Annotated in this window: 8 protein-coding genes; 2 read left to right on the plus strand and 6 right to left on the minus strand. The window is 58.0% G+C overall.

The genetic code is table 11. The annotated features are described in order from the left end of the window. Positions 1-6: 6 nt before the first annotated feature. Both N2603_RS41095 and N2603_RS41100 read right to left on the minus strand, forming a co-directional pair. Positions 7-855 (minus strand): hypothetical protein, encoded by an 849-nt coding sequence (locus N2603_RS41095; RefSeq protein WP_260386666.1) that lies wholly within the window; start codon positions 853-855, stop codon positions 7-9. A 450-nt stretch (positions 856-1,305) separates the two neighbouring features. Continuing rightward, positions 1,306-4,401: a hypothetical protein gene (locus N2603_RS41100; protein ID WP_260386667.1), complete on the minus strand. Its 3,096-nt coding sequence runs from the start codon at positions 4,399-4,401 to the stop codon at positions 1,306-1,308. Positions 4,402-8,428: 4,027 nt separating this feature from the next. Here N2603_RS41100 and N2603_RS41105 point away from each other — a divergent pair. Next, a complete protein-coding gene (locus tag N2603_RS41105) occupies positions 8,429-8,638 on the plus strand; it encodes an excisionase family DNA-binding protein (protein ID WP_260386668.1) in 210 nt (69 codons plus the stop codon). Between the two features lie 83 nt (positions 8,639-8,721). Here N2603_RS41105 and N2603_RS41110 read toward each other — a convergent pair whose 3' ends face one another. The 3 genes from N2603_RS41110 to N2603_RS41120 all read right to left on the minus strand — a co-directional run bounded on the left by N2603_RS41110 (position 8,722) and on the right by N2603_RS41120 (position 12,124). Then, entirely contained in the window at positions 8,722-9,003 is a 282-nt protein-coding gene (locus N2603_RS41110; RefSeq protein WP_260386669.1) for a hypothetical protein, read from the minus strand. 83 nt (positions 9,004-9,086) lie between these two features. Next, positions 9,087-11,411, minus strand: coding sequence for a CHAT domain-containing protein (locus tag N2603_RS41115; protein WP_260386670.1), 2,325 nt, complete (start codon positions 11,409-11,411; stop codon positions 9,087-9,089). 47 nt (positions 11,412-11,458) lie between these two features. Then, positions 11,459-12,124: a tetratricopeptide repeat protein gene (locus N2603_RS41120; RefSeq protein WP_260386671.1), complete on the minus strand. Its 666-nt coding sequence runs from the start codon at positions 12,122-12,124 to the stop codon at positions 11,459-11,461. Positions 12,125-12,537: 413 nt separating this feature from the next. On the opposite strand from N2603_RS41120, the gene N2603_RS41125 reads away from it, so the two are divergent. Continuing rightward, entirely contained in the window at positions 12,538-15,846 is a 3,309-nt protein-coding gene (locus tag N2603_RS41125; protein WP_260386672.1) for a CHAT domain-containing protein, read from the plus strand. 185 nt (positions 15,847-16,031) lie between these two features. Here the strand turns inward: N2603_RS41125 and N2603_RS41130 are convergent, their stop codons facing one another. After that, the gene (locus tag N2603_RS41130; protein WP_260386673.1) at positions 16,032-17,384 is read right to left on the minus strand and encodes an alpha/beta hydrolase; all 1,353 of its coding nucleotides are present in this window, start codon (positions 17,382-17,384) and stop codon (positions 16,032-16,034) included. Positions 17,385-17,400 lie beyond the last annotated feature (16 nt).

Here is a 17,400-nt window from a genome sequence, read left to right on the forward strand (position 1 = left end):
CCGGGCTTACTTGCGCAACCGATTCTCTACGATAAAGGCCTCGTTGCTCAGCTTGACAAGCAACTTATACCACCGACATAGCTCCTCGATCACCGCACCAAGGCGCTCCTTCTGCAGACGGCGATGGTTGCTCGCCACCTCCTGAAGCATATTAAAATCCAGATCGAGTGCCGCTTTCGTCAAAGGCTTTGCAAGGTCCCTCCGCTCGCGGCGAGCTGCGTCGGTTGCAAGCTCATGGATCATTTCATTCCGCCGCTTTCGTAATTCTTCGACCTGCTCCGCTAGGGGCAGAAGCGTCGATAAACTCGACGCGACGTCCTGCCGCCCGCTTAGCAATTGGAGCGCTTCTACGAACGCCGTCTTGAACCTGCCTCGCGGTACGTTGCGGAATTGCCCTTGCCGATCATACCGATCGCGTGTCTTGTCGAACACCGCCATGATGAAGAAATCACGCATGCGATCTGATGCCGTCGAGAGATAAATCAATGCACTAACCCGGTGCAGCTCGAAAATCGTTTCGTCGCTGAATGTCTTCCCTTGCACCAACGATACCTGGCTAAGCACAAAACCGATTGACAGCCGCGCCCAGGCCATCACTCCCTCGAAATCGGTGCCGGATACCATAAGGGATTGCTGCCGCTCGCATGGTGCAGGAGGCGGTGGCACACCGTCTCGAGTCGAATGCGTCCAAAAGAACCGCTCGTCGCTAACCGGCGGCTCGACTTGCCACATGGCATGACCGATAAAATCCGGATCGGCCGTATTTTCATCAACCCATCCATACGAGCTCAGGGGCCACAGTTTGGCTTCATTGAGCCGCCGTTCAATCTTGCGTTCTGGATTGTCATCGGTCATGACGAGACCTCGCCGAGCGAAGCATTCCTTGGACATCACGATTCATTTTGTAATATCAGCAGGTTACCAAATGCAACGGCAACTTCGGCCGATGCTGAGGGATCGCCTTGCGGCACGCATAATCATGCACGGCCGAATCCCGTTTTCTTCCGCTTAGCTCCACAAGAATGATATGGCCGACGCTCAACCTCAAGCAGACGTAGCCGCACCAAATCCATTTCCGACCGGCGACGAGTGGGTTCGGGAAGATTTCACGTGCACACCATTTGCGCGATGATGTGGCGGTGTCCGCCGTCTTCGGCGGCGATGATAAGGCCGTCCCTGAACTCCCGCTCGATGACTGCCGACCCAGTTGTGGGTGCTCAGCTTCTCGAGGAATTTCCGTTCGGCATCTCTGAAGGATATCCATGCGCATCCTTTGTCCGGAATCAGAGGCCTGCATTGCCATGCTCAAGCGGTCGCCGAACCGACCACATGATCCCGAAGCGCGATGGCGGCATGACTCCCCCGGGAAACGACGGTTGCCAGCAACGCGCGAAAATCCCGCTCAAGATCGGGATCGGCCGAAATCTGCTGGCCTTTACGCTCCCAACAGGCCCGCAGGAACGGGATCAGATTTCCTTCAAGGCCATCCCGCCAGTCATAGGAATCGAAGGTCGGGATAACCGGCGCCAGCCATCTGATTGCGGGAACAAGCAGACCGACGGCTGCGGGCTGCATGAGCCAGTAGAGAAAACCGGAAACCAGTCTCGACTTCTTGAACCACCGGTCGGCAGCCCTCGCGAGCAGACCTTCCACGCCAGAAAGCGCGGCTGCGAATTCTGGCCTTTCGCCGATCTTGTTGATCCTGGTCCCGAGGCCGAGGAGCCAGAAAACGGCGTCGTCTAGCTCATAGGACCGGCCTGTCGCGGGGTCCCATGCCGCGCTTTGCAGGGCATGCTCAATCATCACGCTCCAGATCTCTGTGAAGCGTTCGGGGGTCTGCGCGGCTCGGACACCGACCGTGAACCATTCCCAGAAGAAGCGTTCGATCCATTGGTGGGTTGGCGGGCCACGGTCGAGGATGGGCTGCCACAACGTGCGATGGCCTTCGGCAGCAGTCATGCTGGGAATTGTTCGGGCCACAACGCCGTAGACCCAGGCATCGAACTCGTCCGGGTGATCCTCGGTCCGCTGCCGCCGTGGATCGTTGATCTCGGGGATCAGGCCCAGCGTGATGTCGAGAAACTTCCGAACGAGCCCAAGCCACTTGGCCCTCTCGTCTGGCCGCGCCGCCTTGAGGTCCAGCCAAGCGAATGCCGCCGAAAGCACGCGAGTGTCCACGCTGAGCCGTCCGCGATGAAGGATCTCGATTTCACTGCCTGGGCGGTGCGTGCTGGTCTCGCGGCGACGCTTACGCGCCATTTCAGGGAATTGGCGCGTGCGAATGGCTTCCATCTCCCGCTCGGCCTGCGCACTCAATTCGAGGATATCGGGCAGCACCGTCGATAACCGCGCTTCGACAAATTCTGTAATCAGCGGCTCTTTGCCGGCGTGATCGTCCTCGGCGTCGGTATCGCTCCTGAGCCTCTGCGCCATGTTGTGAGCAGGGCGCTCGCCGGCCCACCGCAGCGCCAAGCAGAGCATGCGATCGAAGTCTTCGCCGAGTTGTTCCCGGCGTTGAGAAGCGCGGATCAGAGTTCGGCGTGTCGTGCTGTAGTGGAACGAGAGGACGCTAGCTGCCACGAGGCGGCGGGCTAAGGGGTCGTCGCGGTCTCGTGCGAGGAGCGCGACACCAGCCTCGCCTGCGAAGGAAGCCCATTTCTGGTCACCGTCGGCTTCAGCCGAGTCGAACCTGAGCGGAGTTGGCGGCTGACCGAGCACGGACTCGAGTTTGCTGCGGCACCAAGCCATGCGTTCTGGATCGGCCGTGAGCCAGTCGTGATGTTTGACGACCAGTGCGGCGATAGCGCCGCAGAGCAAGTCCTCGATGTGATGCAGCGGATCGCCGTCATTGGCAAGCCGCGGCGAGACGTCTTCAAGGCCCTGGACAAACTCCCAAAACTGCGGGAGCTGGTTCTGCGAGAAACGCTCGTCTGAATCGAGGAATTGCCGTATCTGGAACGGAAAGCTGGTGATTGTCTGGTCGGTGGCGATGCGCTGAAGGTCTTCATGATTCTTCTGCTTGACCGCGTCCGACCAGTCGAAGGTGGCGGCCACGCGCTTTCCGTCGCGCGTCTCGAAGGTGTAATTGTCGGGGTTGAGACGCTCGCTCAGGAGCTGAAGGACTTCCTGCGGTTCCTCGCCGTTGAGGTCGGAAACCCAACCCGACCGCAACTGCGCGAGGAAGGGCCGCTCTGCTTCATTGGTGACCAGCGTTTCGACGATGCCGCCGCCGATATAAAGCAACATGTCTTGCCGATGGGGCATTCGATACCACGCCCGGCCGAGCTCGATCATGGCACGGGGCTGGTACGACCAGAGGCCCATAGGATCGGAACCACCCGATCTCCGCAGCGTGACTATTTGGCGGTCCCAATCGAGAAACAGCCAGTTTTGGAGAAGCGGCCTCAGGACACCGGCGAATAGCTCCGGACGGTATTTGCCGACATCGAAGAGAAGGCCGGCGAAGGCAAGCGACTCGCTCTCCTTCAGGATGCGGTTGATCCACGGATCGACATCCTCACCGCGGTCGATCTTCTCATAGAGCCACCGCTCCACGGCCATCAGCACGCTATGAATCGTCGAACCAGACGGGACCGGCCAATCATGATGCCACCGGAAGACGTTCGGATCGCCGCACCAGAGGCGGGCTTCGCTTCCGATGCGAACCGTGAGGCCATGGTCTTCACAAAACCGCCGGGTCGCAAAATTGAGGAGCCGCAGCGCGAAAGACAGTCCTTGATCCGGGGCGAGTTGGAGAAACTGAAGGAAAGGCCCCCGACAGTACAAAGGCGGGTCGTGATCATTGCGGTAGTCGAGGCCGGTTTCACGCATTGAGCTGCGACCGAGGCCCTCCTCTTGCGGAGATTCGATGCAGACCGCCAACAATACCTCAAGCGCCACGTCCGGTCTGGCGCGCGCGAGCGCCGGAAAGGCCCCGGTGTCAAGACACGCATCTTGAAAAGCATTCTGAACGCTATCGCGCGGGCCATCGGGCCAAGGGGTACGCCGTTCTCCGCGAGGCCAAGCTGGAGGGAGCCGTTCCCGCCTGTCTCGTCGTTCCGGATTCGCCGCAAGAAATTGGCGTCGTTCTTCACGACGCCGTTCATGCGCCCGCTCGACGCGAGCGCTTATGGCCGGGTCGAGATCGCGTCGCTCCGCGAGTTCAAGACAAAGCTGCGCGACTTCATCCGGCAACTCTGGCGCGGCGGACAATACGGCCTCGTACACAACCTTGTCGTGGCGGTCGGAATGATAGTTGTCCTCGGCGTTAAGAGCCTGGACTTCGCGGCCAATGGCCAAGGCCAGTTCGGCCGCCTCCTTGCGCCAGGGCATCGGCTGCCCCTCGCTCAGCTCGATCGGGACCGACTTGAGCCACAGCGCGCAAAGCTTGGCAAACCGCATGCGGGACAAGCCGCGCAACCTCATCGCGATGCGCGTGAAGCACGGTCAGCATCGGCCCCCAGTAAGGCCAATACGGCAGCCGGAACAGATGGTCCCACTCGCCCGTTCCGTCTGTCGTGGACAACAATGCGCCGATCCTCGGATCGGGCAACGTCGCGGCAAACATGAATCGCTCAAGCATCAGCGCGAGAAGGCGACCACGATTTGACGTCAGGGACTCCCAGCTGCGCTGGAGCAGTGCGACTGCATTCGTGGCAAGGAACAGCGCCTCGACGAGTTGATCGCGGATAATCGCGCCTTCCTCGGTGCCATCTTCCAAACCCTCGACCGCTTGTCGCCAGCGCTCAGGGCCGTCGTCGGCCTGTTCGAGAAGCCGCTGTCCAAAGAGGCGCATGGCGCGATGCCAGCGCGGCAGCTTCGCACGGGTGCGAACAGATGGAGCGGAAAGGCCCGGCTCACCGATCAGCACGTTCAGGCGGGCCCAGTCGCCAAGCATGTCGTGCGTAAATCGCACCCGCTGGTCGCGGATGCGGACAAGGTCCGAAACAGTCAGGCCCCCCAGCGCAGCCTGCTCACTTTGCTCCAGCTGCATGCGCGGCACGCTGGCGAGAAGCGTGTCGCCTTCGAGCGTGCCGAGCCGCATTAGCAGCTGTGAGCGGCCAAGCTGATTGGCATCGCCTTCGACCCAGCGCTCCCAGAGCGCGTCCACCAGATAGCTGACGCCAATGATCGACGCTGGATTGATCGCCTTCCCGCTGCGCGCCGCCGCGACCAGCCAGTCCAGGACTTTGAGGTTCGTCAACAAGGGGCGAAGCTCTGGCCGCAACGATGCCCATTGCAACTCCGAGATCGGCGCGACAAGGCCTTGGACGTCGTCGGCCGATGGCAGATCGAGTTCCGTCGTACGATGCAGGGCCGGTGGCAGGCCCGCCTCGATAAAGCTCCGGATGAGTTTGGGCGCAGGCTCGATCTGGCTCGTGATCAGAACATGGATGTGCTTGGGGCCATTTTCGGCGAGTAGCGCCTGCATCCAGCGGTGCGCGAGGCGTTGCGCGCGCGTCGAGTAGCGTTCGAAGCTGTCGAATACGATCAAGCAGGGCTCGGGCGAGACGAACAGAATCTCGCAAAGTGGATGAGCGATACCGATATCGCGCTCGAATGCAGCCTCGGTATCGCTGTCGATCGTGGCCTCGGCAAACCATATGCACCGGCCGTAATCCGTCTCGCCGATTTTCTTCGCCAGGGCGGACTTCCCGCTTCCGGACTCGCCAACGAGAAAGCACGCGCGGTCCCGGTTGAGGCAATCGAGCACCTTGGCGCGGGCTTCATCGCGAGGTAGCGGAGGCAAGCCAGAAACCTGGCTGCGAATATCGACCATAAGCTCCCGGCTTGAGCCGTTCAAGATTTCCCAGTCACGCCGATAGTCCGGATGATCGCGCAGGTCGAATTCGTCACGCAGCTCCGTAAGCAAGCCCTCGAGGTCGAGCGATCCGCCTGCCCGGTGGGCGTCTGCAATGGCAACAAGGCGAGACCAAATGCCCTTGGCCTCTTCAGCATCGCCGGACCGCAAAACATTTTGGCAATCTCGAAGTGCGTGATCGTGATCGCGCGACGGCGTGGCCTCGAAGTCGAAGCGGATCAATCGCACATGGCAAAGGAGTTGCAGAGCGGTAATATCGCTGGACTCGCCTTCGTTACGAAGCTCATCGGGACAACGCAGGCTGGCGAATAACGCCCGCTGCAATGCCGAGGATTGGGAACCGTCGTCGGCGTCGGACTCGGCGAGCCGGGCGAGTATGCGGTCGGGCGTCGTGATCAGAGCGTCGCTGATTAGGTTCGACCAGGCGTTTTCGATATCATGCGACAAGCTGCCGACCATCAGCACAACCGCATCATCGCTCCCGCAAAGGACACGCTCAGTCTTGACGCCGAACCATTGCGCCCATGCGGTGAGGACGAAATCCGGAGGGAAGCCCGCGCCGGTAACTTGCCGATCGCTTTTGATCGAAATGCCGGCGGAACGCTTGCCGGTGGAAGCCGAGCACTCGATGACAAGATCGTCTGCAAGCCAGCCCAGGTCTCGCCCTTGCCACCTCACGCGGTCGATTTTGCCGAAATCCACGCCGAGCCTGTTAGTCCCGGCCAAAAGATCGAGAAGAAAGCGCGCAGCAATGCAGTTCTCGTTGCGGAAGCCGGTTCCCGCAGTGAGCTGAACAGGGGCTTTCTTCTTCGGCGTGGCCTTCTTCATAGCGGTCCCTAGAGTCGAGCTTCTAGAACGTTTCAAGAATGTCTGCAATCGAGTGACAGGACGAGGCGCCGCCTGAGTTTTCGGACAAACAATCAGGAGGGCAAACCTTGAAAGCGATTGTTCTGCAAGGAGCGCGTCCGGAACGATTCGAACGTCCGCCCCTCATATCCGTAGTGAAAGGCGCACCTGCGGCTACGAACTGCGCTCCCAGTCTGTCAGATTTGTTCGCCACCGCGCGCAGCAATTGGCGGTGGGATCAGAAGCCTTTTGTTTGAAGATGGCATCGAAACGAGCCGGCAGAATCCTCGTCAAACTGCCACAAAAGCAGCGCCTTCTTGGTGAGCCCACGTCGACACTACCCGTGCCTAGGAAATGAAATCTCGCTCAGCGGAGCGTGACCACGTTGTGGCGGAGTTCACCGAAGCACATGCAGGAACCATGGTTGACAACGATGATACCAGCGACGCCGGCTCGTCGAATTCAAGGACGGTTGCCGCTATGGCAAATTCGGAAAGACTAAGGCTTACGAGCTGATCGCCCACGACAGGATCCGGGCCTACAAGATGGGAGGCAAGACGCTGATCGACCTCGACAGCGTGGAAGAATATCGCGTTTCGCTGCCGGGGGGCAAAACAAGAGCATGCTAGGCCGCCGATCTGCGCAGTGAGCTTGCGGCGCAGCATCGCACAGTCTGTCGAGACGATCACACCTTGCTAAGTTAAACGCTCGCGTTCGGTCAAATAGACCGCACGGTTACCGAAGCGCAACAACGCGATCGAAAGCAGTACGAAGGTGATCGATAGCCTGCCGCGCGTAACAATCTAAGTGCAGGCTCAAGTCCCGCTGCTCGCGAAGGCGTTACCAATTCTTCCCAACAAGTCCCTGCCTTCCTTTATCCGGTGATGACGTGCGAGTGAGTCGTCCTGGTGTGGATCACCGAGGTCCTGCTTGGTCGCGGCGCGGCGTGACGCGATCAAAAATGAATCCGCGTCGCCGTCGACCTTCACCGGCGAAGTGCCAGCAAGCTCGGATCGCCGAGCCTAACAAAATGATATTCCCGATCGCTGTCGCGGGCGCGGTCTTCCTCTGGACCGAGTCCGAACTCAGTTGCACCGCCGAAAATGCAGAAGCCTTCATTCGCGGCACGGTAAACATCGCGCATTCAACGCATGGAGTGCGGCCAACCAGATGCGAACACTACGCGTGCTTGGAGGCGGATAGCATATCGCTGTGGAACGGAGTTGTCAGATCTATGCGCGCGAACCTGCGTGGTCGGATCAGTGAATTAGTGTGTCGGGGGTCGCCAACGTCCGTCGACGCTTATTCAACGGATATTCGACAACTTTTCCGGCCTCAGTCTAAGTCATTGAAGTATTTGGCGCTCCCTAGGGGAATCGAACCCCTGTTTCAGCCTTGAGAGGGTAAAGTTGTTCCGCAGGATGTATCATGTGAGAGAGTCCCGCGATGAAGATCTTACTCGTCTCTTCTGCACGAGCACGCGTTACTGCACCAGTGTCGCACCAGAAATGCACCTAGTACCCAGTTCGGTGTGAGCATAAGGATGGGTTACGAGCTTGCCAACAGCGCTTCCGATTTGTCCAATTTGCACGCCAGAGCGCGCAGGAGTTAGCGGCGGCATGCGAATGCCTTTTTGCTCGGCACCGTGGGCGATAAAGTTCAATAGATCCCGGATAGTTGGGCTCGGCATGGAGATGCCCACGTAGCTCGATGGGGCTTAATCCGATCGTGGCAGAGATTATCGAAGCACATGCAGGAACGATGGTTGACAATGATAACAACAAGCGGCGCCGGCTCGTCGAGTTCAAGGACGGTTGCCGTTATGGCAGATTCGGAAAGACGAAGGCTTACGAGCTGATCGCCGACGAGAGCATCAGGGCTTACAAGATGGGGGGCAAGACCCTGATCGACCTCGACAGCGTGGACGAATATCACGCTTCACTGCCGAGGCTCGAAACGAGAGCAAGCTAGGCCGCTGGCGTCGAACCACCCGTGACGCCGTCGGCGCTTTTTTCTCCGTATCGTGGGCGAGTTGGGCTCCCACTACATCGCGGTCAAGCCCGCCCTCCTCGTTGAGTAGGGGTCCACGCCGTCGGGCGAGAGGCGTAGTTGCCGCTTGGGCTAATATCGTGGTCCATGATCCCGCCGCGCTTTGTCCAGTATGTGCCAAAGTCGAATAACACGCTAAACAAGCGCTTGCGGCATTCGGCATCGACACTAAGACCGACCGTTGCGCGCACGGCTTCCGCACCACGTTTTCGACCTTGTCTCATCACGAGGAGATTTGCGATGCCAAGGCATGGGATGGCGATGTCGTCGAATTGCAGCTCGCGCATCTCGATAGCTCGACTGCGGCAAGATGGGCACGCCCATTCTGGCCTGCTTGCCATGTCGGCGCATCGAGGTGGCCAGAACGATTCTAAGACGCAACGAGGTGCTGCAGAGGCCTTCGTTCGCCTTGGAGAATGAACCCTCCCCAAATTGCTGGGTCAGGTTGCCGCGCCCGTACCGTCTCCTGAGCTCTGCGAAGAGCTTCGACGCGCGGCGCGCCTGTAAGCAACAGGCGATAAAATTCCTGCATCAGATCACAGGTTTCGGCATCGGGCACCGGCCAAAGGCTGACCACAACGCTTTTCGCTCCGGCAAATAGGAAAGACCGGTGGAGTCCAAACATCCCTTCTCCTAAGAAACTGTCTCCAAGGCCCGTTTCACAGGCCGATAGGACGACCATTTCTGTCCCACGTAGATCAAGAACCATGACTTCGGCGGCCGTAAGCAGTCCGCCGCTGCTCGACCTCGGATCATTGGAAAGCCCAACATTCGCCCCAGCAAGTGCTATGCCGGAACGAAGAAGCGGATTTGAGAGCCCGGCTAGCCGGTCGCTCGCAGTCTCGAGAGAGCGATCATGAGAGGTCTGAACCCAGCGCTCGAACTCATCCGGTTTGGTCATCTCAAAATAAAAGCCGTGAGTTGCGAGATGGAGTATCCAAGGATGCTTTTGCGAAAGCAGGGTGTCCTTTCTCGCATCGACACCGAACAGAGCGTTCACGCCCAACATTTCTGCGATCGCCTGCCCTTCCTCTCGCGTGCCTGGAAGCGGCGTGAAGAATTTATCTACAGGTTTGGAGCTCTGCCCCTCTGAGAACAGTCCATAATCGTAATCAGGGTCCGCTACGACCAGTGAAACTGCCCGGGTCGCCTCCGGTTCGACCGCGCGCCGTATCAAATCACGTCCGCATCCTACATAACTGATCCCACAGACGTCCCCCAGACGACATCCATCCTCATCGGGAAGAATAGAAAACGGAATTCTCGAGAGCGCGCCATCGGCTGCAACTATGAGATCGTCGATGCCTTCCAAAGGCTCTAAAAGCGACCCAAAAATCAGCTGACGCAAACGTGCACCCAACGTAACTTCAGCTGTCACCGTTGCATTGGTGCTCATAGGCAGCTCGTCGACAATGAGGCCGTCGCAGCCTTGAAGCACCGTTCGATAACGCTCGATGAGAGTGTCTATCTCGCTTACCTCGCCAAGATCGGCTGCCCATACAACGCCGGACATCCCCTGCTTCACTACAAACGCTAGATAACACATCGCGCCGGCTGCGCGGGCACCCTTGCTTCCCGTTGTCCTCGGCACATACCGCTCGTATTGAACGAACTCGATGAGGGCCGACCGAGCGCCTAAAGTGTTTTGGATGTCCTCCACATTCACATTTGCGATCAGGTTTGCCCAAGCCTGACTAGGAATCTCATAGATGATCTCGCGGTCCAACTGGGCAAATTCCGTCATCATCGCGGCGAGTGGCTCGACTGTCTGGGTATCCGTCGGAGTTCCCGCGACTTGTATTTGCGCGATTGCGAGTTGAAGCTCGCGCCACCGGGCTTGCTTATAATCGCCTGAGCGGGCGTTCAGACTGTGTAGATGTACATAGGCGTAGTCCAGACCAATTAGTTTTCGTCGCAAGACAAGGCGCATGGCTTCGCTAGAAATCCACCGACCGAGTGGCTCCATAGCAATCAGTACGGACAGATGAATGCACATCTGCGATCGTGCATCGACAAGATGGAGCATCCTTTGCGGCTCGTCAGAAATCGACAGCACGTGACGCAACGATTTGTCGAGAATGTCGTCTGCCTTGCGGAGGGCATTCAATGCGGCGACCTTGTCTCCCAAGTCAAATGATGTGCAGCCAAGATTTCTGTAGATCGTACCCGTCCGAACGTGATCCGGTCCAAATACTTTCAGCGCAAGAGCGAGTGCGTTCTCCAGAGCTATGATCGCTTCTTCCTGCCTACCAGACGCGTTGTAGACAACCGAAAGCATATTGATCGCGTTAATTACTTCATTATGAAGTTCGCCATATGCGCTACGAGCGATCGTGAGCGCTTCCTTTGCTGCTGTTTCGGCTTCATCGAATCTTTCGGCAAGGATATCCGAGCCGGCTTGCGACAGCAGAGCCTTCGCGACGTACGGATTGGTTTCGCCAAAAGCGGTTCGAGTGGCCGCAGCAGCGACGCGCGCATGGTCGCTGGCAGCTTCTGCATTGCGAAGTTCAGTTTGCAAAATTGCCAGGTTGTTGCGCAATCCTGCTAGATACGGATGACCAGCGGGCAGCATGCGGCTGAGAATGCTCAGGCTGCGATTATAGCTTCTTGAGGCTTCTGCGAACCGCTTAGTTCGCCGGAAGAGCGCACCCTGATTGTTGAGAGTGACCGCGACGTCGGGATGATCAAGACCCAACTCGCGTTCGCGAATATCGAGACACTCCTTGAGAGCCGTTTCCGCCTCTACGAACTTCTGATAATGTTTAGCGCTTCGCGATGGGCGGACGCAGCGTCAGCGAATAGCCCCGCTTCATTAAGAACGACACCGAAGTTATTGAGGGCTGTGGCGTACTCGAGATCGTCCGACCCAAAATAGCTGCGCGTCGTCTCTACGATGGATCTTGCAGCGTCAACCGCTCGCTGGACATCGCCGCGCTCCCGAAAATGAATCAGACCAAGCTTCTCCCGCTCAAGTGATTGAGATAGATAAAGCCCTAACTCGGCCCGGCCAACGGTCGCGATTGACTCCGCCCAACTCGCCTGCCACTTGTAGCCGAGCGGCGCGTTGCGCTTGCCGTCGGGGCCAGCCCTGAGTTCAAAGGTTTCAATTTGCGTCTTGAGAATGCGAATAAGCTGATCCCGTCTGCTACTATTCTCCGCATCGTTCATTGCTCGTGATGGCGAAAACACCAGTGTCGGCGATGTTTCCTGTCGAAAGACGAGTACCGGCAACTCCAGCCTATGAATTTGGGAGCAGCGAGGACACGCAACTTCCTGCAAGCTACCGCGGATTATTCGACCGATTAGATCTGGCCTTGTTCCGCCGTCCACCAACACCCAGCAGGTTACCTCGTTACGCTCCTGGCAATCACGGCATTGTTGGGAGATGTGTGTCGGAAGGCTCAGCATGGTGACCTCCTCACCTTTACGTCCGCAGACCAGACGGAATTACGGTCTCACTTGACTGCTTATCAACGTATGATAGCGTTTATTTCGACGTGCAACGGTCGATTTTCTGCCTTGCGACGTGGTGTTCGAGCGCGGACTGGCGGCGAATGCTACCTCGAATTTGAAGCCAAAGACTTTATTGCTTTTGCGAACGAAGTGCACTCGTCGATGCATTCTTGTGGGCACGATAAGGCGCTGTGCGACCAGAAATCGACGGCGCCCAATCCATTTCTCGCTCGGGCCGACGTGTGGTCAGGGCATACCCTCATGGCTGATGCAGCCGATGGCTCGCGCACTCCGAGGGATCGACTGCAGGAAACCGGGTGCATCAAGGCTGCACAAGGGTTCCGATACTCGTATTGGGAGAATTCGCAATGGGTTTGGGAGAAATAATTGAAAAGACTGCCGGTCCTATTTATTCAACCTGCTTCTCCCCGTCCGGCGAGCTTGTCGCTTGGGGCGCTCGAAACGGTGAGCTAAAGATAAAGAGTCTTCGCGCCAGATCGACCCAGCTGAATGAGACTTATGGCGACAGCATTTATGCGATTGCCTTTTCGGATGACAGCGCCTCCCTGCTCGTTGCGCTCAAGACGCAGGCGCGATTGATAAACGTGGCTTCGGGCGAAAGTGGTGCCATATACGAACATCCAGAAATCGAAACCGCCGTTTTTTCCCCAGATCAGGAGCTGGTATATACCGCGGGAAACCGCGGCCTGTTGCGGCTGTGGAATCGTCGCGGCGGCTTAATGGTCGAGGTCACCCTTTCACAAGAGCGTCTTCTGGATTTATGTTTCATAGACAGCGGCGATACTCTAGTGGTGTCTGGCACCGGCGGAGACGTGTATTTTCTGAGCGCACGGACCCTCTCGTTCAAATACAAATCCAGTTTTCCGAAATCAATCATTTACAAATGCCGTTCGGATAAGTCCGGCAGCCTGCTAGCTTTGTCGCTTCATCTGCAAACCGGCCTTTGGTTGCCTGCGCGGCTTATTCCGATATTGGTTCCTGACAAATATGAAATTGCGGTCCTCAAAACTGATCATCACTTGGCAGAGCCGCCCCTAGATCGAACGATGGTTGGCCACACTGCTTGGATCGGCGCGATTTGTTTTTCTCCGACATCTTCTCTTTTGGCATCTGGCGCCAGTGATAGCCGCATTTGCTTGTGGGATCCTGAGACGGATGCCTGTCGTGCGAACATCGGAGAGCACGACGGAACTGTCCACGATTTAGCATTCTCGCCGACGGGTGAGCTCCTGATCTCTGCGTCGGCAGACGGCACTGTTCGTCTTTGGACCACGTCAAGCTTACTTGGTGTGACGCATGTTAACCGTGCTTTAGACATCAATACTGCAATGCTTGAGGCAGCTCGTCGCACCTCGCCGGGAGCCCGGATAAACGCCGGCGCCCAAATCATGGTCGATTATCTGCTCAGCGGACCGAGTGAACGCCTGGACGAGTGTGCGGGGTGGTTCAACCGCAACCTTCCCAGCCAGCATTCCAGAATTGAACTCGTATCGAACGTCACTCATCTGCTGCAGGTTCGCATCGAACAGGCCTTCCGGGAAGCCGACGAGCCCCGCGGCGGCTACCTGAACTGGGTTCGATTGGAGCTATGTGCACGGCTCGGCCCGGTGTCCCCAAATGGCACCTACTGCGGCCGTGAATTTCCTAATCGGACCCAAAGTGCGGCACTCGCTGCCACCTGGTTGAGGTCGAGGCTCGACCTGCCTGAAACGGCGTCCCAGCGTCCCGACATGTATGCAACGCTAGCCACCATTTATCGGGATCGCCTCGAAGCCGGTGACCGTGAGTTCTATCGCAACGCCGTGTCTTCTCTTGAAAGCGCCGTTGCGTTGATAGATCCCGCAAAGGATTCGCGCAAAGCAGCCATTTTGTATCGGGATCTCGGTGATATTCACTTCGAGCAAAATGCGTGGGCGTCGGCACACGCGGCGTACGATCGCGCGATTGATCTTGTTGGCGAGCTGATCAACATCACTTTCGCCTTGAAAGATCTGCATCTACTCATCGACGATTTTTTTCACGTCTTTTCAAATGACGCATACGCCTTGGTTCGGTTGGAGCGTTATACCGACGCGATATTAAGACTTGATCAGGGAAAAACCAGATTCATAAATCCCATCTCGGGAGTGACTGCGCTTGCAACGAGCGCGCTTGACGACGAGAAGAGACAAGAGATCCGGCGAGCTTGTACGCTGATACTTCGCCGGGAGGAGGAAATGAATGCCACAGACGGCGATAGATTAAGTGACGATGTATTGCGAGAGGAATTGCGACTGGCGCACGTGCACCTCGCAGGTTTAGTGGAGACGGCAAGGGCAGAGTCGGGCGTGGAGGAACCTACAGTTTTGTCATGGGAGTCAGTCGTCGACCTCGTACCAGAAAAGGGAGCGATAGTCGTGACTTTGACAACGGCTAAGGGTGGTGGCGCGTTCGTAATTCCTCATCAGCAGAATACACTCACCAAAGAACACTTCGTGGAGTTGCCAGGTTTGACGCTCGACAAGGTGCGGAGGATCCTGCACGGAGCTAGAGGAGCGGAACCGGGCTGGATGGATCGCTTCGAAGAAGTCACCCAGCAAGATTGGCAGGAGAAGATCGAGCGCACAGGCGCAATCATCTGGGATATGTTTATCGAGAAGATTTACGAATGCATAAATAGTCTAGGAATCTGCGAACGAGCGCCGCTGATAATTGTTCCCTCTTCAGGACTTGGCCTCCTGCCGTGGAAGGCGGCATGCAAGGACGAGGGGTGGAAAAGAAGATATCCTCTCGACAGCCATGTAATTTCGTTCTGCCCAAGTATCAATTTGCTTAGAGCGTGTCGCGCGCGGTCGAAGGAGAGCTCAAGGTCCAAGGGAAATCCCCGGACGGTACTGACGAGTCCGCTCACGTCGTCGTTCGTTTCGGACGAGGAGTACCAAATATCTTATGACACCGGTACTGCCGAGACGGTTTCGCCGGATCCATCTATCTTGGCAGTCCTCGACCCGAGTGGCGACCTCGAATACGCTCGCGCGGAAGGCGAAATCATCCTCGCCTTGTTCGGTCCCAATGAGCGCATGGCCTTGACCCATCACTTGGCGTGGATGAGCGTGTTAGAGCGCTGGGTGGCGGGGTATAACTATCTGCACTTTGCATGTCACGCCGTGTATGAGCCCTTCGATCCTATGGCGTCATATCTTCAACTTGAAAAAGATCAGCGACTGACTTTCGGCCAGATTATTGCCAGTCTAGATCTGTACGCGGCTCGACTTGTCGTACTATCCGCGTGCGAGTCCGGACTTACCCTGAGCCGCTCTCCTGATGAGTATCTCGGCCTCAGCTCGGCGTTTTTGCTCGCCGGTGCTCCAGCGATCGCTAGCACTCTTTGGCCTGTCGATGACGCTTCAACGATGCTGCTCATGCAACAATTTTATCATCTTCACTTGCAGGAGAAGTTATCTCCGGCCGAGGCGCTTGCTTCGGCTCAGGAATGGCTCAGAACGCAAACAAATGAGGATCTGGCGAAACTTTGCGGCCAGTATTCTACAAGCCCTTCCGAGGCTCTGGCGGCGGCTTCACAAGCGGCGCTTAGCGATCACGTCAATTCCGTGCCGGAGCTCGCGCCGTACAAGGATCCCTATTATTGGGCCGGGTTCACGTTAGTTGGTGTTTAAGCTAGCAGAGTCGCGTTAGTCTCGTGCGAAGGGGCCAACTTGATTAGATAATTTCCGAGCGCGAGCTAGGCTCCGTAGCGACCAAGCTTGGACGCGCAAGTGTAGGTATTCCTGGATGCCCGCGCATGTCTGGGACACGGGTTGTTCCTCCGAGTCCCGACACCACGTCACCCTGTCAATCAGGCTCAGTTGACCACCAGTACCGTGGCCGGATCTCCCGTAGCGGCGGCGGCGTCATTCGGCCGCACAGTGAACTTCAGTATGGAGCGATCCTGCGGGGCTGTGAACTCAAGCGGGATCGTCCGGATAGGCCCTCCAACGTAGCGCACCGGGACTTCATGGCTCTCAATTCGGTCACCGGCGAAAGCGCGCTCGACCAAGATGGAGGCATCCACCGTCCCGGTTGGCCGGTCAGCCACGATGGAGACGATGAAGTTGACCCCGGGAGGCACGGACGTGTTGATAGCCTGCACCGAAAGCGCCGGGGGTGGCCCGGCTCCGAGGCTGAATAGCCTCGCACCCGGCGTGCCGGGACGCAAAACGGCCCGCAGCATCGCTTCCGTGTCGCTATCCTTGAATATGTCGCCGTGTGTCGCCGCGACGTAGCGGACCGGAATTCCAGGTGGAGCGGCGCTCCAGAGTGGTACCGTCCCGTCGCCGGAAGTCTCCTCTTCCACCGCGTTTGCACCCTCTGCCTGCTGATAGTTGGCTACTACCGTCTTTTGTGCGTTTCCAGCGATGGCTACGTAGCGACAGGGCGGCTGGAAGCCCGGGCCGATGAACGAGAGCTCGGCCGCTAGCGCGGTTGCAGCGTCGATGCTCCCCTGAACCAAGCCGAACTGTCCCGCGACCGCGGCGTCGAATGGATTCTTAATCAGGAATGCGGACTGCGCGTTTGCGGCTAGCAGCGCCGGAACCCCAGGCCGCGGCAGGAGCTGGTAGGCCGAAGGAAACTGCGGATTCCGCAACACTGTTCGGCACTGACTGGCGGAGAGAAATAACTCGGGCCGGAGACCTAACACGTTCTGCAGTGCCACGGGAGCCCCAAGGTGGGGCGACGCGACCAGCGCTACGAGGTCAACTTGCGTGCCGCCGGGCATCCCGATCCTTTCAAGCGCGTACCGGGTCACCAGCCCGCCCATCGAGTGGGCAACTATGGCGACATGCTTGCCGCCAAGATCAGGTTGAGAGAGCCGCGCGTGCAACGCCGCAGCGGATATCCGCACGTCAGCTCGCCAATCATAAGCGAAGGGGACAAGGCTTCCCCCCACCTCGTTGAATCCCATCCCCTCGAGCGAACGCAATGCTTTGCCATATCCATCCACGTGATACACCGGCACGCCAAAGACCGTGAGCGGCACGCTACGCAGGACATCCGTGGCCCGGACGGTTGTACTCGTTGCGAGTATGTCCACGTATGCATCAGGATAACTCTGGAATACCGCATTGGCCGGCGTCCCCGGCCAGATAGTAGTGTCGCCGTCTTTGAGAACGCTACCACATATTCCTGGGACGAAGACGACTACGTCAACGGTCATCGCGTTCCTCCGGAAA

Source organism: Bradyrhizobium huanghuaihaiense (genome assembly GCF_025200885.1).
GTDB classification, from domain to species: Bacteria; Pseudomonadota; Alphaproteobacteria; order Rhizobiales; family Xanthobacteraceae; genus Bradyrhizobium; species Bradyrhizobium huanghuaihaiense.